This window comes from Thermococcus onnurineus NA1 (assembly GCF_000018365.1).
Taxonomy (GTDB): Archaea; Methanobacteriota_B; Thermococci; order Thermococcales; family Thermococcaceae; genus Thermococcus; species Thermococcus onnurineus.
This window is the reverse complement of sequence record NC_011529.1, coordinates 1,197,156-1,215,812: the sequence shown is the minus strand read 5'-3', so window position 1 is coordinate 1,215,812 and position 18,657 is coordinate 1,197,156. Positions and strand designations below refer to the sequence as shown.

The 18,657-nt window shown below is 52.5% G+C and carries 26 protein-coding genes; 20 read left to right on the top strand and 6 right to left on the bottom strand.

Features of this window, described 5'->3' with window-relative positions; translation table 11 throughout:
* Positions 1–24: 24 nt before the first annotated feature.
* Positions 25–2,205 carry an ATP-dependent DNA helicase gene (locus tag TON_RS06790; protein WP_012572305.1) on the bottom strand — a complete coding sequence of 727 codons (2,181 nt, stop codon included), beginning with the start codon at positions 2,203–2,205 and terminating at the stop codon, positions 25–27.
* A 138-nt stretch (positions 2,206–2,343) separates the two neighbouring features.
* Between TON_RS06790 and TON_RS06785 the strand changes: the two genes are divergently transcribed.
* Complete coding sequence (locus tag TON_RS06785) at positions 2,344–2,589, top strand: Lrp/AsnC family transcriptional regulator (RefSeq protein ID WP_012572304.1); 246 nt, start codon at positions 2,344–2,346, stop codon at positions 2,587–2,589.
* Here TON_RS06785 and TON_RS06780 read toward each other — a convergent pair whose 3' ends face one another.
* Complete coding sequence (locus TON_RS06780; RefSeq protein ID WP_012572303.1) at positions 2,590–2,934, bottom strand: signal recognition particle protein Srp19; 345 nt, start codon at positions 2,932–2,934, stop codon at positions 2,590–2,592.
* A 57-nt stretch (positions 2,935–2,991) separates the two neighbouring features.
* On the opposite strand from TON_RS06780, the gene TON_RS06775 reads away from it, so the two are divergent.
* Together TON_RS06775 and TON_RS06770 are read left to right on the top strand one after the other, a co-directional pair.
* Positions 2,992–3,630 carry a DUF257 family protein gene (locus tag TON_RS06775; protein WP_012572302.1) on the top strand — a complete coding sequence of 213 codons (639 nt, stop codon included), beginning with the start codon at positions 2,992–2,994 and terminating at the stop codon, positions 3,628–3,630.
* Positions 3,611–4,372 (top strand): tRNA (adenine-N1)-methyltransferase, encoded by a 762-nt coding sequence (locus TON_RS06770; RefSeq protein WP_012572301.1) that lies wholly within the window; start codon positions 3,611–3,613, stop codon positions 4,370–4,372. The genes TON_RS06775 and TON_RS06770 overlap by 20 nt, the downstream gene beginning before the upstream one ends.
* On the opposite strand, the gene TON_RS06765 is transcribed toward TON_RS06770, so the two are convergent.
* Positions 4,359–4,571 (bottom strand): hypothetical protein, encoded by a 213-nt coding sequence (locus TON_RS06765; RefSeq protein ID WP_012572300.1) that lies wholly within the window; start codon positions 4,569–4,571, stop codon positions 4,359–4,361. The genes TON_RS06770 and TON_RS06765 overlap by 14 nt on opposite strands.
* Before the next feature lie 165 nt (positions 4,572–4,736).
* On the opposite strand from TON_RS06765, the gene TON_RS06760 reads away from it, so the two are divergent.
* Together TON_RS06760 and gltA are read left to right on the top strand one after the other, a co-directional pair.
* The gene (locus TON_RS06760; protein ID WP_012572299.1) at positions 4,737–5,603 is read left to right on the top strand and encodes a sulfide/dihydroorotate dehydrogenase-like FAD/NAD-binding protein; all 867 of its coding nucleotides are present in this window, start codon (positions 4,737–4,739) and stop codon (positions 5,601–5,603) included.
* Entirely contained in the window at positions 5,603–7,054 is a 1,452-nt protein-coding gene (gltA, locus tag TON_RS06755) for an NADPH-dependent glutamate synthase (protein ID WP_012572298.1), read from the top strand. The genes TON_RS06760 and gltA overlap by 1 nt, the downstream gene beginning before the upstream one ends.
* Before the next feature lie 277 nt (positions 7,055–7,331).
* On the opposite strand, the gene TON_RS06750 is transcribed toward gltA, so the two are convergent.
* Together TON_RS06750 and gcvH are read right to left on the bottom strand one after the other, a co-directional pair.
* A complete protein-coding gene (locus TON_RS06750; protein ID WP_012572297.1) occupies positions 7,332–7,670 on the bottom strand; it encodes a DUF7132 family protein in 339 nt (112 codons plus the stop codon).
* Between the two features lie 77 nt (positions 7,671–7,747).
* Positions 7,748–8,152 (bottom strand): glycine cleavage system protein GcvH, encoded by a 405-nt coding sequence (gene gcvH / locus TON_RS06745; protein WP_012572296.1) that lies wholly within the window; start codon positions 8,150–8,152, stop codon positions 7,748–7,750.
* A 196-nt stretch (positions 8,153–8,348) separates the two neighbouring features.
* On the opposite strand from gcvH, the gene TON_RS06740 reads away from it, so the two are divergent.
* From TON_RS06740 to TON_RS06705, 8 genes are read left to right on the top strand one after another with little or no spacing between them, the layout of a single operon-like run.
* A complete protein-coding gene (locus tag TON_RS06740; protein WP_012572295.1) occupies positions 8,349–8,954 on the top strand; it encodes a monovalent cation/H+ antiporter subunit E in 606 nt (201 codons plus the stop codon).
* Positions 8,930–9,202, top strand: a complete 273-nt coding sequence (locus TON_RS06735) for a monovalent cation/H+ antiporter complex subunit F (RefSeq protein ID WP_012572294.1) — start codon at positions 8,930–8,932, stop codon at positions 9,200–9,202. The genes TON_RS06740 and TON_RS06735 overlap by 25 nt, the downstream gene beginning before the upstream one ends.
* Positions 9,195–9,509, top strand: a complete 315-nt coding sequence (gene mnhG, locus TON_RS06730; RefSeq protein WP_012572293.1) for a monovalent cation/H(+) antiporter subunit G — start codon at positions 9,195–9,197, stop codon at positions 9,507–9,509. The genes TON_RS06735 and mnhG overlap by 8 nt, the downstream gene beginning before the upstream one ends.
* Positions 9,490–9,720: a hydrogenase subunit MbhD domain-containing protein gene (locus TON_RS06725; protein ID WP_012572292.1), complete on the top strand. Its 231-nt coding sequence runs from the start codon at positions 9,490–9,492 to the stop codon at positions 9,718–9,720. The genes mnhG and TON_RS06725 overlap by 20 nt, the downstream gene beginning before the upstream one ends.
* Positions 9,717–9,959, top strand: a complete 243-nt coding sequence (locus TON_RS06720) for a hypothetical protein (protein WP_012572291.1) — start codon at positions 9,717–9,719, stop codon at positions 9,957–9,959. The genes TON_RS06725 and TON_RS06720 overlap by 4 nt, the downstream gene beginning before the upstream one ends.
* The gene (locus TON_RS06715) at positions 9,956–10,357 is read left to right on the top strand and encodes a Na(+)/H(+) antiporter subunit B (protein WP_012572290.1); all 402 of its coding nucleotides are present in this window, start codon (positions 9,956–9,958) and stop codon (positions 10,355–10,357) included. The genes TON_RS06720 and TON_RS06715 overlap by 4 nt, the downstream gene beginning before the upstream one ends.
* Entirely contained in the window at positions 10,350–10,640 is a 291-nt protein-coding gene (locus TON_RS06710; protein WP_048055085.1) for a cation:proton antiporter subunit C, read from the top strand. The genes TON_RS06715 and TON_RS06710 overlap by 8 nt, the downstream gene beginning before the upstream one ends.
* Positions 10,637–12,139, top strand: coding sequence for a proton-conducting transporter transmembrane domain-containing protein (locus TON_RS06705; RefSeq protein ID WP_012572288.1), 1,503 nt, complete (start codon positions 10,637–10,639; stop codon positions 12,137–12,139). The genes TON_RS06710 and TON_RS06705 overlap by 4 nt, the downstream gene beginning before the upstream one ends.
* Here the strand turns inward: TON_RS06705 and TON_RS06700 are convergent.
* Positions 12,122–12,529, bottom strand: a complete 408-nt coding sequence (locus TON_RS06700; RefSeq protein ID WP_012572287.1) for an ACT domain-containing protein — start codon at positions 12,527–12,529, stop codon at positions 12,122–12,124. The genes TON_RS06705 and TON_RS06700 overlap by 18 nt on opposite strands.
* A gap of 78 nt (positions 12,530–12,607) precedes the next feature.
* Between TON_RS06700 and TON_RS06695 the strand changes: the two genes are divergently transcribed.
* The 7 genes from TON_RS06695 to TON_RS06665 all read left to right on the top strand — a co-directional run bounded on the left by TON_RS06695 (position 12,608) and on the right by TON_RS06665 (position 18,636).
* Entirely contained in the window at positions 12,608–13,756 is a 1,149-nt protein-coding gene (locus TON_RS06695) for a cation:proton antiporter (protein ID WP_012572286.1), read from the top strand.
* Between the two features lie 164 nt (positions 13,757–13,920).
* Complete coding sequence (locus TON_RS06690) at positions 13,921–14,394, top strand: pyruvoyl-dependent arginine decarboxylase (RefSeq protein WP_048055084.1); 474 nt, start codon at positions 13,921–13,923, stop codon at positions 14,392–14,394.
* 51 nt (positions 14,395–14,445) lie between these two features.
* Positions 14,446–15,294: a polyamine aminopropyltransferase gene (gene speE / locus TON_RS06685; protein ID WP_012572284.1), complete on the top strand. Its 849-nt coding sequence runs from the start codon at positions 14,446–14,448 to the stop codon at positions 15,292–15,294.
* A gap of 42 nt (positions 15,295–15,336) precedes the next feature.
* A complete protein-coding gene (locus tag TON_RS06680; protein ID WP_012572283.1) occupies positions 15,337–16,125 on the top strand; it encodes a UbiA prenyltransferase family protein in 789 nt (262 codons plus the stop codon).
* Positions 16,126–17,268 carry a glycosyltransferase family 4 protein gene (locus tag TON_RS06675; protein WP_012572282.1) on the top strand — a complete coding sequence of 381 codons (1,143 nt, stop codon included), beginning with the start codon at positions 16,126–16,128 and terminating at the stop codon, positions 17,266–17,268.
* Positions 17,269–17,278: 10 nt separating this feature from the next.
* On the top strand, positions 17,279–17,995 hold the full coding sequence (locus TON_RS06670; protein WP_012572281.1) for a creatininase family protein: 717 nt from the start codon (positions 17,279–17,281) through the stop codon (positions 17,993–17,995).
* Positions 17,995–18,636: a membrane protein gene (locus TON_RS06665; protein ID WP_012572280.1), complete on the top strand. Its 642-nt coding sequence runs from the start codon at positions 17,995–17,997 to the stop codon at positions 18,634–18,636. The genes TON_RS06670 and TON_RS06665 overlap by 1 nt, the downstream gene beginning before the upstream one ends.
* Positions 18,637–18,657 lie beyond the last annotated feature (21 nt).

Below are 18,657 nucleotides of genomic sequence, written 5' to 3'. Positions count from 1 at the left end.
CCTGGATTTAAAAATTTAATCCGCTCACTTCAGGAAGTCATCCAGGGTTCCCTTTCTCCTCTTTCTGTTCTCTTCTGTGCTTTTCTTTGAGGCTTTTGGGAGCTCGACGCCAAAGTGCATGAACAATCCCTCTACGACTTTCAAACCTATGCCCTCAACTGCCAGGAGCTCGCTCACTTTGGCTCTCATGATGTCCTCCGTTGTTCTAAAGCCCGCGTTGTAAAGCGCCCTCGCTCTCTTCCTTCCGATGTTGGGCAGTCTGACCAGTTCAAGAAGTTCCTCCCTGACGCCGTGCTTGAGCCTTAGATGCAGGTCACGGAGGTAGTCCAGAACGTCTTTCTTCGGCTCGAACAGCTTGTAGAGCTCGATGAGCGAGTACATCAGCCAGTCAGCGAGCTCAAGGATTCTGTAAAGGTCGCCGGGGTCGATGTTGTATGTATCATAGATTCTCGTCTCAGGCACCTCGTTTATCCAGTCAAGGAGAATCTTGGCCGTCTTGACCTCATTGAGAAAGCTCTGGAACCTGTAGTCCTCCCAGTAGGGGATGTTGACGTAGAGCTTCTCTTCCATCTCGTAGGCCAGGTCAAGATAGTCCTCCATTTCCTTCCTGCGTGCGTTCAGCGTGCCCATATCGGGTGTTGAAGCTATGAGCTGGAAGATTCCGAAGGGATTGGGGTTCTTTTCGAGCTTCGGGAAGGCGTCCTTGAACTTCTTGGCAGTGAGCGGGTCTATGTAGAGCTGGGAAGTCCTCCTGCCGAAGGGAAGGGCTATGAAGCGATCCTCAATGTCCATGTCTATGAACTCGTTCTCAATGAGGAAGTAGACTATCTCCTTGGCCTTCCACTCTAGATGGGAGGTGTCGCTTCTCTGGTAGAAGTAGAAGGTCTTTTCTAGGAAGTTTATGAGTTCTCGGAAGTTTTCCACTCCGAAGTTTGTTATTAGGGCTAGAATTTGTCCTCTGAAGGCGGACTCATTGGCGAGCATGGAGAACAGCTTTTCAGGCTTTCCGAAGACGTATCTGTCCATCAGCTTCTTTGGATCCTCGGTTCTCGCAACGATTATAGCCTCTCCAACCTTGTCGTACTTTGGCCTTCCCGCGCGCCCCATCATCTGCTGTATCTCGAGAACTGGGATGTCAACCCAGCCGAAGTTGGAGTAGCGCTTAGTGTCTCTTATGATAACGCGGAAAGCTGGAAGGTTTAATCCTGCGGAGAGCGTCGGAGTTGCCGTAATTACCTTAATCAGACCTTCACGGAAGGCATCTTCTATCATCGTCCTTTCAGTTCTGCTCAAGCCGGCGTGGTGAAAGGCTACACCACCCCTCAAAGCCTTCTTGAGCTTCTCGTTGGTGGGATTGCTCTCAAGGGAATCTGCAAGCTCTTTGAGCCCTCTTTGTTCCGGCTTAGTCAGAAGCCTCGCTATCTTTGGGGCCAGGCTCACAGCTTCCTTCTCAGCGGAACGCCTTGTGTTGACGAAAATGAGGGCCTGCTTACCTCTTTTGACGGCGTCAATAGCCAACGAGTCCCAGTTGGCTGGATACCTATCTATCTTTCCGTCCTCCCAGAAGAGCTCACCCTGTGCAAAAACGCCCTTTCTGAGCTGGACCGGCCGCCAGTTGCTCACGACGAGCTCGGCGTTGAGCCATTCGGCCAGTTCTTCAGCGTTTCCGACGGTGGCGCTCAGGGCCAGAATCTGAGCCCTGCCAAGCATATGGCTTAGAATCATCTCAAGCGTCGCTCCCCTGTCGTAAGAACCGATGAGATGGACTTCATCCGCCACGACGAGCTTAACGTCTTTAATCCAGCTCGAGCCGTGCCTCAAAAGCGAATCAAACTTTTCGGCAGTCGCGACGATTATGTCATACCTCCCGAGCCACTCATCTGTGGAGTCGTAATCGCCGGTTGTGGCGGCAACGCGGAGACCGAGGACTTCCCACTCCTTAAATTCACGGTACTTCTCCTCGGCCAGGGCCTTAAGGGGAACGAGATAGACTGCTTTGCCCCCCTCACGCAGGAGTTTGTTAACCATCACTATCTCGGAAACGAGGGTCTTTCCGCTGGCCGTTGGAATGGCCAGGACTAGGTTTTTCCCTTCCAGCACTCCACTCCTCAGGGCTTCCGCCTGGGGAGGATAGAGCTCCTCTATGCCCCTTTCCAGGATGATCCTTTTTATCCTCTCGTCAACGGGAAGCTCTTCAACCCTCATGGTCAACCAGAAAAAATCGGCGGGGCGCTTTATAGGTTTTTGGTTTTAGCGGGAGAGCCTATCACTCGGCCCCTACGAAAAGCTTAAATGAGATGGTCGGCTAAATAAAAACGTAAAGTCTTTCCGCGGTGGTGAAAAATGGTTAGGTCGTACGTTTTATTGACAGTTGAGATTGGAAAAGTCGAGAGCGTCATAGAGGCCCTCAAGCAGATTCCTGGAGTTACCAAGGCCGACGCAGTTACGGGCCCCTATGATGCCATAGTTCATATAGAGGCCAAAGACCTCGGCGAGCTGACCAGAAGGATACTCCACGACATACACAACATCGACGGCGTCATCGATACTACCACTGCAATAGTCGTAGAAATGGAAGAGGAGGAGTGATTACCTCTTTTTCCTCTTGGATTTGGACTTCTTGTCTTTGGCCTTAGCCCGGGTTTTTCTGATTTCCCTGATCTTCTGACCTATCATCTTCAGGCTCTTGCCCTTGGGGTGCTTGCTCTCTATCCTGACCATGCCACGCCTTCTGTACTCCTCGTCGAGGCCGGCTAACCTTGGATTCAGCTTGTTCTCATCCAATTCGACAACTTTCATCCCGAGGCTTTCGACTGCATCAACGATTTCCTGAATCGTTGGCCCATCAACGGCAAATTCCTTTCCAATGGTCCGCCCGTATCGCCTGCTAAGCCTTGCATCGAGCTCGTTGGGCCACACTACGAACTTTCTCATCCCTTCCACCTAAAAGGTTTAAAAGAGGAGCGGTTAAAAACCCTTTTGGTGAGCCCTATGGACACTTCCGTCTTTGAGAAATATCTCTTTGGTAAGGCCAACAGAGGAGACATTATTCTTGTGGAGTATCCATCAACATATCCTGTAGAGGAGTTCTCGTGGAGTTTCCTGATTCCGGCACTTGTTGAGAGGGGTGGGGTTGTTATAGGTGACTTCTTTGGCATTGGTGATCTTATGTTCCGGAAATACACCCGTAAGGTGTCCGGTAAGGGATACTCAAAGATAATCGAGCTCATCAAGGAAATTAAGATTGTCAAGATCGGTCCGGGCTCAGCCAGTTACGGCGAGGTGATAGAAGAAGTTGTGCCCGTCTATGACTCTCACAGCTTCCTGAAGAACTACCACACGGTCATTAACAAGATGACGCACTTCCCCACCAAGCCGGAGTACTTCGTAACCTTTGGGATTGCCCTCTACGTCCACTTTGGGGGAGATGAGGCTGTGAAAGCAATACTCACGAGCATCAGCACCATCCCTCTGGAGGAGTGGGTTGGAATCCATTTCATCAACGTCGACATTTTAAGCAGGGAGCACGTAGCGATGCTCGAGGAGATGGCCTCGATGGTTTTCTACATATCAAAAGATGGCCTGATAGTAAAGAAGGGCGGTGAGGCATTTGATTCGGGAGGGGGATAAGGTACTGCTGATAGATAGGAGGGGGAAGAGGTACCTCGTAACGGTCTCGAATAGGGAGTTCCACACGGATTTGGGTATAATCAACCTTGGGGAGCTTCTCAATAAGAGCTATGGAGACACCCTGACCAGCCACAAGGGTGAGGAGTTCAAGATACTGAAGCCAGACATCAACGACATAATAGCCAAAATGAAACGAGGGCCCCAGATAGTGCATCCCAAGGACGCGGGAATAATCATAGCCTACGCTGGAATCTCACCGGGAGATACGGTTATAGAGGCCGGCGTTGGCAGTGGAGCGCTGACGATTTTCCTAGCGAACATCGTCGGCCCGGCCGGCAAGGTTATCAGCTATGAGGTAAGGGAAGACTTCGCCAGGATAGCTCAGAAGAACGTTGAGCTGGCCGGTTTCTCTGACAGGGTCACGATAAAGCTCAAGAACATTTACGAGGGCATCGATGAGGACTACGCCGACCACATTGTCCTTGACCTTCCACAGCCCGAGAATGTTCTCCCGCATGCCGTTGAAGTCCTCAGGCCCGGGGGTTACTTTGTCGCCTACACGCCGTGCATGAACCAGGTTCATCGCTTCTTCCAGGCCCTTCAGGAGTACAGGGATCACTTCTACAAACCGAGGGTTGTAGAGGTCCTTGTCAGGGAGCACGAGGTCAAGAAGGAGTGCATGAGACCAAAAACAACGATGCTGGCACACACGGGATACATAACATTCCTTAGAAAGCTGTGAGTCCTTCTTCATTGTTCTTCGGGCTCTCTTCCTCAAAGGTCAGATAGGCCAATCCCCCAAATATCACGAGCCCTGCGATGGCCTGAACCAGGGGGTTTCCTGGAAGTACTCTCAGCGCCGGGACGTTGCCGTATATGACCGGCCAGAAGAGGGCCACAGCCGTCAGCAGGGTTGAGAGGTAATAAACGAGCCGTACCATAGTTGTCCTCCTAACCTCTCTTTGCAGAACGTTTTTTAATCTTTTCCCTACGCACCCGAGGATCCTTCCGATAACTAAACCTTTGGTTGACAACATATTTATAAACACTTTATATTGCAAACCTTTAGATGCCCAAGTTTGACCACGTGTACGGAGGTGTTCATTGTGTATAAAATCCTAGAGAAAAAGGAGATTGCCATGCGCAACACTTGGTATAAAGTTCACGCCCCCCATGTAGCCAGAAAGGTTCAACCGGGGCAGTTCGTAATCATTAGGGCCTTCGAGAACGGAGAGAGAATCCCCCTCACTCCTGTCATGTGGGATCGCGAAGATGGCTGGATAGTTCTAGTGGTTTTCACCAGGGGAAGGACCACCATGAGAATGGCCGCTGAGCTCAAGGAAGGCGACGAGATACTCAACATTGCCGGGCCTCTCGGAAACCCCGTTCCAATGAAGAAGTTTGGGAAGATCCTCGCAATTGGGGCCTACACCGGAATAGTGGAGGTCTTCCCGATAGCCAAGGCGTGGCAGGAACTTGGAAACGATGTTACGACCCTTAACGTTACCTTTGAACCGATGGTAGTTCTCAAAGAGGAGCTTGAGGGGGCAGTTTCAAGACACATAGTTGAACCCGTTCCAATAGATCCAAATCTAGACTTCCCGGCGAACATGAGGAACGTCACCAAGAGGCTCACTGAGAAGGTTCATGAGATGCTGGAGAAGGAGGGCTTTGACCTGGTCTTCATGGTCGGCCCGGCGGGCGACCAGAGAGCGGTTTTCAACGTCGTCAAGGAGTTTGGAGTCCCAATGAAGGTCGACCTTCACCCAATCATGGTCGACGGAACCGGAATGTGCGGAGCCTGCCGCGTCACCGTTGGCGGCGAGGTTAAGTTTGCCTGCATAGACGGTCCAGAGTTCGACGCCTACCAGGTCGCGTGGGACGAGCTCATAGCGAGGAGCGGTTACTATACTGACCTGGAGGCGAAGGCCATGCAGGAGTACATGAAAGCCCTCCAGGGAGGTGGGCAGTGATGGCCCTTAAGAGAAAGCTCATTAAGGAACGCGTTCCGACTCCCGAGATCCCGGTTGGGGAAAGGATAAATTCATTCAAAGAAGTCAATCTTGGTTATACCTTCGAGCTGGCCGTTAAGGAGGCCGAGCGCTGCCTTCAGTGTCCATACAACTATGCACCCTGTATCAAGGGATGTCCTGTTCACATCGACATTCCAGGATTCATAAGCAAGCTCGTTGAGTACCGTGACAACCCTGACAAGGCCGTTAAGGAGGCTCTCAACGTCATCTGGGCCTGCAACTCTCTGCCGGCAACCACCGGTCGTGTCTGCCCTCAGGAGGATCAGTGTGAGATGAACTGTGTTATGGGCAAAGTTGGTGACAAGATAAACATCGGCAAGCTCGAGAGGTTTGTCGCCGACTACGCGAGGGAGCACGGCATAGACGAGGAGCTTCTCTTTGAGATAGTACCCAAGATAGAGAAGAAGGGCCAGAAAGTTGCAATCATCGGAGCCGGTCCGGCTGGACTTACCGCCGCTGGCGAGCTGGCCAAGCTCGGCTACGACGTCACAATCTACGAGGCTCTCCACGAGGCCGGTGGAGTCCTTATGTACGGCATTCCAGAGTTCAGGCTGCCTAAGGAGATAGTCCAGAGCGAGATTGAAAAGCTCAAGAAGCTCGGTGTGAAAATCCTGACTGACCACATCGTCGGAAAGACCGTCACCATGGAAGAGTTGCTCGAGGAGTACGACGCCGTCTTTATTGGCTCCGGAGCTGGAACGCCGAGGTTCATCAACGCTCCAGGAATTAACCTCAACGGCATCTACTCGGCCAACGAGTTCCTGACCAGGGTCAACCTCATGAAGGCCTATAAGTTCCCGGAGTACGACACGCCCGTCAAAGTCGGCAAGCGTGTTATAGTCATTGGTGCCGGAAACACCGGAATGGACGCAGCGAGGAGCGCGAGGCGCTTCGGCGCCGAGGTCATCATCGCCTACAGGCGCGGTCCCGAGGATGTAAGTGCCCGTGTCGAGGAGGTTGAGCACGCCAAGGAGGAGGGCATCAAGTTCGAGTTCTTCCTCAACCCGGTCGAGTTCATAGGCGACGGCAAGGGCAACCTCAAGGCGGTTAAGTTCGAGAAGATGAGGCCGCTCGATAAGCGCGATAGCAGGGGCAAGAGGAAGATAGTCGGCACCGGCGAGTACGTCACCATCGAGACCGACACGGTCATCATAGCCATAGGCAAGCATCCAAACAGGCTCATCGTCAACACGCCCGGCCTGAAGGTCGAGCGCGGTAAGATAGTCGTCGACGAGAACCTCATGACGAGCATTCCAGGGGTCTTCGCCGGTGGCGATGCGATAAGGGGCGAAGCAACGGTTATCCTTGCCATGGGTGACGGAAGGAGGGCTGCCAAAGCCATCCATGAGTATCTGACGAAGAAGAGGGAAGAACAGAGAGAGAATGCCTGAGCTCTTTTCTGTTCTTCTCAACTTTCCTCTTACGACTACTATCTCATGCTTCTGCCATAGAAGTTGCGGCACCTTTATCAATTCCCTGGCGAATGAAACTCTGGCGATGACGAGCTCCGGAGTGGCTGAATCGGGCATGCCATGATGAAGGGCATACTGGCCGAGCCGTCAGCCTTTTAACCCCTTGAAAAGAGGATGAAATGAGCGATGAAGACCTCTAGGGTATCTGAAACTGCGATTCGTGCAGCGAAAAGATGATGAAAACCGAAGGCTGAGCTCACTCCTCCATCTCCTCGATTTCCTCCAGTATCTCCTCGAACTTCTTGAAGTCCTCACTCTTTGTCAGGAGTGTAACGAACTCGTCTATTTCTTTCTTCTCCAAGAACGCTCCAGCGAGGAGCTTGCCCGTGTAGCGGTTGTTCTTTATCTCCCAGAACATGTAGAACTCGGGGAAGTTCTCCTTAATCTTCCGGTAGGCAACGCCGTACTTGGAGTCCTTCAGCGGGTTCTGTTCGAGGTAGAAATGCCCAGGCTCGAGCTCTATCATGTGAAGAACAGCACCGCGTTTCGTCTTCACGAGTCTAACCTTAACGTCCCATTCCTTCAGAACCTTCATGGGGAACCACCGAAGGGAATAGGGCTGTAAGATACTTAAGCGTTCCGAAGCGAAAGGGAGAGAAAAGTTGAGTGCAATCAAAGGGACTTGAGATACTCCGCGTAAGCCTCGGCGTCCATGAGCTCCTTGAGCTCCTCGTCGAGGTTGCTCGGCTTGAGCTTGGCTATCCAGTTCTCGTAGGGATCCTCGTTAAGAACTTCGGGGCTGTCCTCAAGCTCCTCGTTAACCTCGACAATCTCGCCACTGACCGGAGCGTAGACCTCAGAAACGGCCTTGACGCTCTCGAGTTCACAGAGAACATCGCCCTTGCTGACCTCTTTACCGACCTCAGGAAGCTCGACGTAGGCAAGGTCACCGAGCTCCTTCTGGGCGTAGTCGCTTATTCCGACGAGAACAGTACCGTCCTCAAGAACCTGGACCCACTCGTGGTCCTTCGTGTAGTAAAGGCCCTCCTTGACCTTGTATTCACCGACCTCAATCATGAGCATCACCAAATTCCTCTAAAACCGCTCGAGATTTAAACCTTTCCATGACGGAACCCTCTCATGGCCGGTCAAGAAGGGCTCTGAGCGTAAAAATTCCCTATTTTTGGGGAGTTCTCCGAACGGATTTCACATTTCTGGGCATTCTCTTTGCATCTACAAAAACATTATAACTTCCCGTGCTATAGATTACAACATGAGCCGCATCCCCTTCTACCTCAAAGAGAGGCTCGAGAACCTCCGAGAAAGGGTTCTCCATGAGAGGTTTGAGGCGTCGAAGCTCCCGGTCTGGGAGCGGATAATCCTCACCTGGGCTCCCCTGCTGGCATTCTGGGTGGTCATCTCTGCTAACCTCGAGCCGAGGAATCTCTTTCTGGGTGCAACGGTTACCCTGATAATTGCCTCGTTCATGAGGGACATGCTGACCGAGGACATAAGGCGGACCGGCCACGTTTTGGAGAAACTTCTCTATTTCACCTTTCTCTACCTTCCTCAGTATCTCATCATAATGGCCTTCAGGCTCATAGAAAGCAACCTCAAGGTGGCTAAAAACGTGATCTTCTTAGACATCCATCCGGGCATAGTCAAGATAAAGACTGATCTGCACTCCGACACGGGCGTTACTATCTTGGCGAACTCCATAACCCTGACGCCGGGAACTCTAACCCTTGACGTCAGCAAGAAGCTCGGGGAAACTTACCTCTACGTCCACTGGATAGACCTCGAAACGCTCAACCGTGAGAAGGCCGGAGAGAAGATAAAGGGGGATATCGAGGAATGGCTCAAGAAAGTCTTCTGGTGAGTACCTTCTACCTGCTGGTCTTCACGGCGATATTGATAACCTACCGCGTGGTTAGAGGACCGACCCTGCCTGACAGGATAGTGGGGCTCAACACGATAACGACGAAGGTTGTGATGATAATAGCCATTGTATCGGTCATCCGGAAGGAGTACTATCTAATAGACCTCGCCATAGTCCTGCTCATGGTGAACGCCGTTGGGGGGTTAATTCTGGCCAAATATCTGGAGAGGAGGGCCGTTCATGATTGAGACGATACTCCTTTTGTTCGGTGGGGCGGTTATGCTCTTTGGCGCTTTGGGTATACTTCGCTTTCCCGACGTTTACACCCGCCTCCACGCGGCAACGAAGTGCGATACTGGTGGCGCGATGAGCATAATCTTAGCGCTCGTCCTCATGATGGACGCTCCGGCCCTGGTGAGACTGAAGTTTCTTGTGCTGGCCTTCCTGATAGCGATGATAAACCCCATGGTCTCCCATGCCATAGCGCGTGGGGCCTATAAGTACGGTGTAAAGCCCAAAGTAGTGGTGGACATGTATGCTTGGGACAATCCTTGATGTCGTCTTTGTGGCCATGATAATACTCGCGGTGGCCGTTGTTGAGGAAAAGAACTTGGTTAGTGCAGTTGTTAAGTACTCCCTCCTCAGCCTGCTCTTCATCTTGGCTTTATTCGAGCTCAGAGCCCCCGACGTTGCCCTCTCAGCCATAGTTGTCGGCGCGATAGTCATAGGGATATTCCTCTTTACGATAGAGGAGGTGACGAGGTGAGGAAGGTCGCTCTCCTGATAACTCTCGCACTGGCCGTCGTCCTCCTTAGCCTGGACTACTCCCACTCCTTTGGCGGAAGTTATGCCTACTACGTTGAGAACTGGGATGAAATAGGGATACCCAACCTGGTCTCGGCCATCTTAGCTGGCTGGAGGGCCTATGACAGCCTCGGAGAGGCGAGTCTGCTCTTCACCGCCGTCATTGGCTTTTACTTGCTCATTGGAGGGAAGAAGAAGTGAAGATGAGCATCGTCGTGAGGACGACCACGAAGCTCGTCAGCCCCTTCCTCGTAACCTATGCGGCTTACCTCATGCTCTACGGCCATCTCAGCCCGGGAGGAGGCTTCCAGGGTGGTGTAATCCTCGCGGTGGCGGTAATACTTCTTATCACTTCCCACGGCTACAAAAAAGTCAGGAAGAAGTTCAAATTCAACTGGGCAAGCCTCATAGAGAGCTCCGCCGGGGCGATGCTCGTACTCTTGGGAATAACTGGACTTGCGTTTGGGGCGTTCTATGCCAACTTCCTGCCCACGGAGGGCGGGATAATCCTTCCGTTCAACGTCATCGTCGGCCTTGAGGTCGGTGCGGCGTTCACGTTCGTATTCTACATCCTGCTGAGGTGGGTTGAAAGTGATTAGCCCGGAACAGGCTGGAGTAGTAATCATGCTCATCGGGACCTACGGCCTGATGGCCAAAAAGGAGCCGATAAAGCTAGTGCTCTCCATTAACGTCGTCTCCCTTGGTCTGGTTCTCTTCTTCGTGGGACTGGCATATTCGCCGGGAAAGGACGTTCCCATAATGCCCACGGACCCTGTTGATCCGCTCCCAGCGACGCTTATGCTCACCACCCTTGTAGTTGATGTCGCGATAACTTCCCTGGCCTTGGCGATTATAATGCGCATGCGGAGGGATGGGCAGTGATTTCGCTTGTGGTGGCGTTTCCGCTCCTCTTTGCCTTCTTCATCGTCCTGTTGGACACGCTGAGGGTGAAAAGGCATATAATACAGGTTTCCTTCCTGCTCGGTGCCATCCTCCCTGCCACGGTTCTCTTCATGGGCATCCCGAAGGGAGAGATAGTTGGCGGCTGGAACCGGATAAGCGGCATAGAGGTGGGAATAAGCGAACTGAACCTGCCGTTCATCGTAGGGGAGCTCATACTCTTTGCCTTTGTGGCACTTTACTCAATATCCTACTTCGACTTCAGGGACAAGAAAACACCCAAGGCTTTAGCTTTGCTACTGCTTCTCCACGCCGGCCTTCTGGGAGCGTTCATAGCGGGAGACCTCTTTAACTTCTACATCTACATGGAGATTGCATCTGTCTCGGCCTTCGCGCTCATAACCTTCTCGGGCGAGCCGAACTCCAGGAGAGCTGCCTTCAAGTACCTCATGCTCTCGCTTCTGGCTTCATACTTCTTCGTCTTCGCTATAGGGCTGATATACATGGAGACGGGCTATCTAAACCTGATCCTTATATCCGAGAACGCTGTCCCCTCAAAAGAGTTGAACGCGGCCGTTGGGATAGCCTTCGCCTCGCTGCTCCTGAAGGCAGGCATCTTTCCGCTCCACTCATGGCTTCCGGATGCCCATTCGAGTGCTCCCACTCCGGTCAGCGCGGTTCTCTCGGGGGCGGTGGTTAAAGCTCCTGCCTACGGCTTGATTCTCATGTTCTTAGCCCTTCCTGTAGGAGGGACCTTAAGGACCCTCGCCATGGGTACGGCAGTCGTGTCCATTTTCTTTGGCATAACTATGGCGCTCTTACAAAGGGACGCGAAGAGGCTGCTCGCTTACCACACAGTTTCCCAGATGGGCTATGTGCTTCTCGGGATAGCGAGTCTCAACTTCCTCGGGGCGGCATACTATGCGCTCGCTCATTCACTCTTCAAGGGTGGCCTTTTCCTGAGCGTTGGTGCTCTAGGAAGAAAAACTCGGGAGCTGGGGAAGTTCGGCTACAGGAACGTGCCAATCATGGCGCTTTCCGTGGTCATGCTCAGTCTGGCCATAGGCGGCGTTTCTCCCTTCATAGGCTCCTACGCGAAGGGTTTGATCTCTTCTGGCCTCGATGGGGCATGGAAGTATGTCCTCTACGCCGGAAGCGTCGGCACGCTGATTTCCTTCACAAAGCTCAACTACTACCTGCTAAGGGGCACCTCTGAGGACATTAAGGCTGTCTGGAAGTTTTCTTCCATCTTCCTCGCCTTCATCACCTTAGGCTCTGGGCTGTATTTAGGAGCCGTCTTTGATCCAAAGGACATCATATATGTAGTCCTGGCCATGGTTCTGTTCTTCCTCCTGAAGGCAGCGGATATCTTCAAGAAGAGAGCTCACGTCGGCTTCGGGGAAATAGGGGAGGAAGTGAACGTCCTCACGGCGGTTTTTATACTGGCAATTCTGGCATCGGTCTTACTCCAGGGGGCGTAGAACTACTTCCTTAACTTCTTTCAGCGCCTCAAGTTCTCCTCTCAGTTCTTCCAGCGTGCCACTCATCCCGCTCACGTCTATGACCGCAACTATCCCAGCCAGCTCTATGCCTTCAAGCTCCTCGGACTCGCTGAAGAGTATGTTTGCTCCGTGCTTCCCGAAGAGGCCGCTTATCTTCGCCAGAACGCCTGGCTTGTCATCTACAATAAGTTCAACTTCCACAAGCTTCTTCCCTGGTAGGGCTATCCTTTCTATGTGCACCTCATTGAGATCCGTGTCAATCTCCAGGAGGAAGTAGGCACCTTCTACAAGACCGAGCTCGTAGGCGTAATCGAGGGGTATCTCAACCTTTCCTCTCTCCTTTATTCGAACTATCTCGTAGTGCCGCATAATTGGAGCTCTCATTTAATTGATAAAAGCCTTGCCCATCAGAAACATTATTAACCCCTGTCATCATAAGAAACCAACATGGAAATCATAGGGTACGTCTTTGTAATCATAGCCTTTGCGAGGCTTCTAGCTGAAGGCTTCGAGAGACTGGGCTATCCTGGCTTCCTCGGTGAAATAACCGCGGGTATGATACTCAGCGCCATTCTGCTGGAGATGCCGAGAGATCAGATGCTTCTGATGGCCGAGCTTGGTCTCTTTTTCCTGATGATTTCGGCTGGCCTTGAAGTGACGCCGGAGGAGCTCCACTACGCCGGCAGAATAACCCTTCCCCTCTATGTGCTCACTTATATTGCAATGTTTGTGGTGACCCTGCCCTTCACGAACTGGATGATAAGTTCGGACAACATCATTGTAGCGGCGATACTGTCAATAGCGTCCGCTCCAATAGTGCTCCGTCTCAAGCGCTTCTTTGGTGAGGATTTCCTTCACGTTGCCCTCTCATACGCGGTCATAAGTGAAGTCATGAGTCTCTTCATAGTCTATATAATGGTTAGAATACATGAAAACCCCGGGAACTATACTCCCATTGTGACCAGTATCCTCAAGGATGCGGTCTTTATTGGAGGCATTATGTACATCAACTACATCATAGGCATAAAGCAGAAAGTGTACATCATAAGGTTCCTGAGGAGGCTTAAGAGTGACGAGGCCGTATTTGGACTGTTCATGGTGTTTTCAACATCACTAGCGTTCATTAGCGAAGAGATTGGTATGCACTTCAGCATAGGTGGGTTCTTGGCAGGCCTCATGATGCACAGCGACCTCGTTGGAACCAAACAATACGACAGGCTTACCACCATAGTCAGCGGCGTCACTTACGGTATCTTTGCCCCAATATTCTTTGCCTGGCGTGGTCTGAACTTTGAGACAGAGCTTTCCCTCCTTGTACTGGAGTTTTTCGCTGTGGTCTACGTCGCCAGGCTTATCCTATCGGCAGCCGTAGTTAGACACAAGGATGTTCCAACGTCCATTGTCAGGGGCGCTGGAATAGCGAGCTTCGGGGTCCTTGGCCTTCTTGTAGGTGAAATCGGTTACGTCTCGGGCGTTTTAAGCGAACACATGTATGCCATGGCCTCTCTAGCAAGCGTCCTTGGAATATTCACCTCTGCCACTCTGGGCAGAGTGGTGAATCACTACCTAGCAAAACCACAGGAAACAGTCGATTGATGCCCCAAATCTTGTCCCTCAATGTTTTCCCAAGAGAAAGATTTTTTGACGTTCTTTCCAATATAGCGAAACGTTTTTAAGTCCCCTACAGAGTAGCGAGTGAGCGAATCCTTGCTTTGATGTATAACCGTCTAATCCGTGAGAAAGGAAAGGAGGAAGTTGGGATGAGCTGGACGACCCCGAAAAGAGCCTTTATAGGTGCCGCCACCGCAGAAGGTGGGACTAAACTTAACGCTTTCGATAACGCCCTCCTCAAGTTGGGCATAGGCAATGTCAACCTCGTTAAGCTGAGTAGCGTCATACCCGCTCACATCGAGTGGATCGACCAAGTCCACGACGTCCCAATAGGAATGCTCCTGCCGACAGTCTATGCGCACATCGAGAGCGACGAGCCCGGGATGACCATCAGCGCCGCTCTTGGCATTGGCATCAGTGAGGGCAATGCAGGCGGACTAATCTACGAGTACGCCGGATACTGCACCAAGGAAGAGGCCGAGGAAATGGTCAGGAAGATGGTCGAGGAGGGCTTTCGTGTCAGGGGCTGGAAGCTGAAGGAGTTCAAGGTCGCCTCGGCCGAAATAACCGTCAGGGACAAGCCGGCTGCGGCCATAGCCGCTGTCGTAATGTTCCCCTACTGAGGGTTTAGTTTTTAAGCCCTTTCCCTTCTTCAGCTTTTAGAGGTGGAACTTATGGGATTTAACGAGCAGGAGAATGCATTCATCGAGTGGTATCCAAGGGGCTACGGAGTGGGCTTCAGGGTTAAGGAGAGGCTCTTTGAGACCCAGACTAAGTATCAGAGGCTTGAGCTCTACGAAACCGAAGGTTTCGGCAAACTCCTTGTCCTTGACGGGACGGTTCAGCTCGTCGAGATGGGTGAGGAAAGCTACCACGAGCCCCTCGTCCACCCCGTCATGCTCGCTCACCCTAATCCGAGAAGGGTGCTCATCATAGGTGGCGGCGACGGAGGAACGCTGAGGGAAGTGCTGAGGCACAAAACTGTAGAAAAGGCCATCATGGTCGAGATAGACGAGATGGTCATAGAGGTCTCCAGGATCTACATGAACGTCGCGAGGGGCGCCTTCGAGGATCCGAGGGCGGAATTGATAGTCAGCGACGGCGTTGAGTACCTCAAAAACACGGACGAGAAGTTTGACGTCATCATCGTTGACTCAACGGACCCTGTTGGACCGGCAAAGATGCTCTTCAGCGAGGGATTCTTCAGAAACGCATACGAGAAGCTCAACGATAACGGTCTGTATATCACCCAGGCGGGCAGCGTGTACCTATTCACCAACGAGCTGCTCGACGCCTACAGGGATATGGGGAAGGTCTTCGACGAAGTCCACTACTTCAGTTTCCCTGTCATAGGCTACGCATCTCCATGGAGCTTCCTCGTCGGAGTCAAGGGAGATATTAACTTCAGAAAGGTTGACCTTCAGCGCGCTAAGGAGCTTAAGCTCTACTACTACGACCCTGAGAGGCACGAAACCCTCTTTCAGATGCCAAAGTACGTGAGGGAGCTTCTGGAGAAGGTCTGACCCTTCTCCTTACTTCAATACCTTTTTGGAGGTGATTAACCCGTGCTCAAGGCAGCCTTCAAAAACACCAGAATCCTCGATGGAAGAGCGTTCATTGGCATTGGCCTCCTTGGCCTGGCGATGAGTTTTTCCAGTAATCCCGATGTTTATGATGCGTTCATACTGGTTGTCTCGCTTATCCTGTATGTTGCATATGCCTTCGCGATAAACAACTGTTTCGATGCCGATACCGATTCCCTCAACCCGGCCAAGTGGGATAAGAACCCGGTAGCCAGCGGTGAGCTGAGCTTCCGTGCTGGAGTCATATCCTCCACATTGATTATCCTCGTGGGAATTTTCCTCGCCAGCACCCTTGGCAGAGGCGAGTTCTGGATATACGTTACAATGGTTGCCCTTGCAACGGTTTACTCAGCCCCACCGAGGCTCAAGGCCCGTCCGATAATCGACGTGCTCTCCCACGGAATATTCTTCGGGGTGCTGCCCTTCCTCTACGGGGCTTACTTCGATGGTATCCTCACGCGGGGGGAGATAACCATAGCCGTCGCGGTGCTCCTTTACTCCTTTGCCTTGGAGCTGAGAAACCACCTTGAGGACTACGAGAGCGACCTCAGGGCAGGCTTGAAAACCACGCCAATAGTCCTCGGCAGGGAAGCCTCAGAGACCCTCGTGGTGGTCTTCTCGGCCCTTTCACTGGTGCTCCTGCTCGCTTCCTTCAACTTCGCCCTCGGGGCACTGGGAGTGGCCGTTTACGGGTTCAAGGACAACTACAGGCTCATGGATGCTGGAGTGGTCGCTTTGCTCATCACACACCTGCTCGGGACGGTGGTGTGAATGAAGATCGCCCTCGTCAGTGACTGGTACTACCCCAAGGTCGGCGGCGTCGCCAGCCACATGCACCACCTTGCAATTCACCTCGGAGAGCGCGGTCATGAAGTGGCCATTGTTACCAACGATCTCGAGACCGGGAAGGAGGAGGAACTCGAAAGCCTTGGCATCGAACTCGTTAAGGTTCCGGGGAGGGTAAGCCCTATACTTGGGATCAACATGAGCTACTCCCTCGCATCGAGTGAAGGGCTGGGTGAATTTTTGGAGGATTACGATGTCGTGCACTCCCACCACGCCTTTACACCCCTTGCGCTCAAGGCTGTTAAAGCCGGTAGAACCCTCGGGAAGGCGACCCTGCTGACAACCCACAGCATATCTTTCTCCTACGAATCGCGGCTCTGGGAAGCTCTCGGACTGACTATCCCTCTCTTTAGCAGATATCTCCGCTATCCCCACGAAATAATAGCTGTCAGCAAGGCTGCAGAGGCGTTCATCAACCACTTCACGGATGTTCCTGTGAGGGTCATCCCGAACGGGGTAGACGATGAGATCTTCAAACCCTTGAGTAATAAGGAAAGAGACCGCCTCAAGTCAGAACTCGGTATTGAGGGAAAGGTTGTCCTGTATGTCAGCAGGATGAGCTACCGCAAGGGACCTCAAGTTCTCATCAATGCCTTCTCGAAGATAGAGGACGCGACACTCATCTTGGTTGGCTCGGGTGAGATGCTTCCCTTCCTGAAGGCGCAGGCTAAGTTCCTGAAGATGGAGGACAGGGTGCGCTTCCTTGGCTATGTGGAGAGCTCTCTCCTTCCGAAGCTCTTCGGCATGGCGGATGTCTTTGTCCTTCCATCCATTACGGCGGAGGCTTTCGGTATAGTAATTCTCGAAGCGATGGCGTCGGGCATCCCCGTTGTCGCGACGGACGTTGGGGGAATCCCCGAGATAATTAAGGAGAGTAGAAGTGGACTCCTCGTTCCACCAGGCAACGAGCTTTCGCTTAGGGATGCAATTCAAAAGCTCCTCAACGACGAGGAACTCGCGAAGTGGTTCGGAAGCAACGGAAGGAAAGCTGTGGAGGAGCGTTACTCGTGGAAAAAGGTCGCTGCAGAGATAGAAAAGGCTTATGAGGATGCACTCCTTATGGGGTAAGGGGATAATTATGAGGATGGAAGAACTCACCTGGCCTGATTTTGAGGAAGCTAAGAAATCAATAGATACGGTTCTTATTCCCGTTGGGAGTGTGGAAGCCCACGGCAGGCACCTGCCTCTTGGTACTGACGTTTTTGCCCCTCTAGAGCTCTGCAGGCGCGTGGAGGAGAGAGTGAGAAACGCGGGGAAGGACGTTCTAATAGCGCCGCCGATATGGTACGGCCATACATTCGTCCTGAACGTTTATCCCGGGACCATCGACGTTAGAGCCGATGCCTTCAAAGCCTACGTTAGGGAGGTCATCTCGGAGTTCGTCGAGGAGGGCTTCAAGAGGGTAGTCCTCATGAACGGCCATGGGGGCAACGTTTACCCTCTCATTGAGGCGGCCGAGGAAGTTGCGGAGAGCTATCCGAACGCCGAGATATGGCTCATAAACTGGTGGATCGACTTCAGGGAGGACATACTCAGCATATGCTCCAGCCAGGGCCATGCAGGCCAGGACGAAACGTCGGTGATGCTCGCCATAAGGCCGGAACTCGTGAAGATGGACAAAGCAGTCGGCGAGAAAAGGACGAGCAGGGTTAGGGTCATCAGGAAGGACATAGGGAGGGAACTGTTTCCGGATGGAGTCAACGACGATCCCGGATCTGCGACAAGGGAGAACGGCGAGGCAATACTGGGTGTAATCAGCGAGAAGATAGCTCGCCTTCTGCTGGGTGAGGATTAATGGAAAATGAGAAAGTTCTGGAGGAACTTGATAAGCGTATAAAGCGCCTCGAGGCTGAGATAGAACTCGTGGAGAACAGACTTCGCTACCTTGATGAGATAGGCGCACCGTCCAAGTACAGGGCGTTCCGGAGAAAAGACTACTCAATCTACTATCTCCTGCTCATGGGCGTCTGGATGCTTGTGGGATTCCTCGCCCTCATGAGCATCAGGAACCGCCTCCCCGGAGAGATCAATATCCCGCTCCTGCCGTATCTCTTTGTTGCTTTAACGGCCATAGTTTTCCCGCTCATATACCTGCTGTGGAGCAAGCGGGAGGAGCCAAAGACACCAATGGATGAGCTAGAGGAGAGGGAGAGGCTCGCCAGACTTGTTTTGTCCCTCTTCTACCGTCCGCTTAGGAAGGCCATTGAGGAAGGGGACAGGGAAGCCTTGAGGAGCCTCGCCGATGAGCTTCTAACCAATCCTATCCTGGCGGAAGCCGTCGAGAGGATGAACGAGGGCGACCCGAAGCTCATGGCCTACGCGCTGTACCTCTACACCTCCTATCAGAAGGGTATGGAGGGAGAACTTAAGGAAGTTCTCTCGTCCCTCCACAACAAGCCCCTGAAGGCGCTCCTCTCGGCCCTTGCCGAGGCCTAAAGGTTAATAACCTTTCCTTCT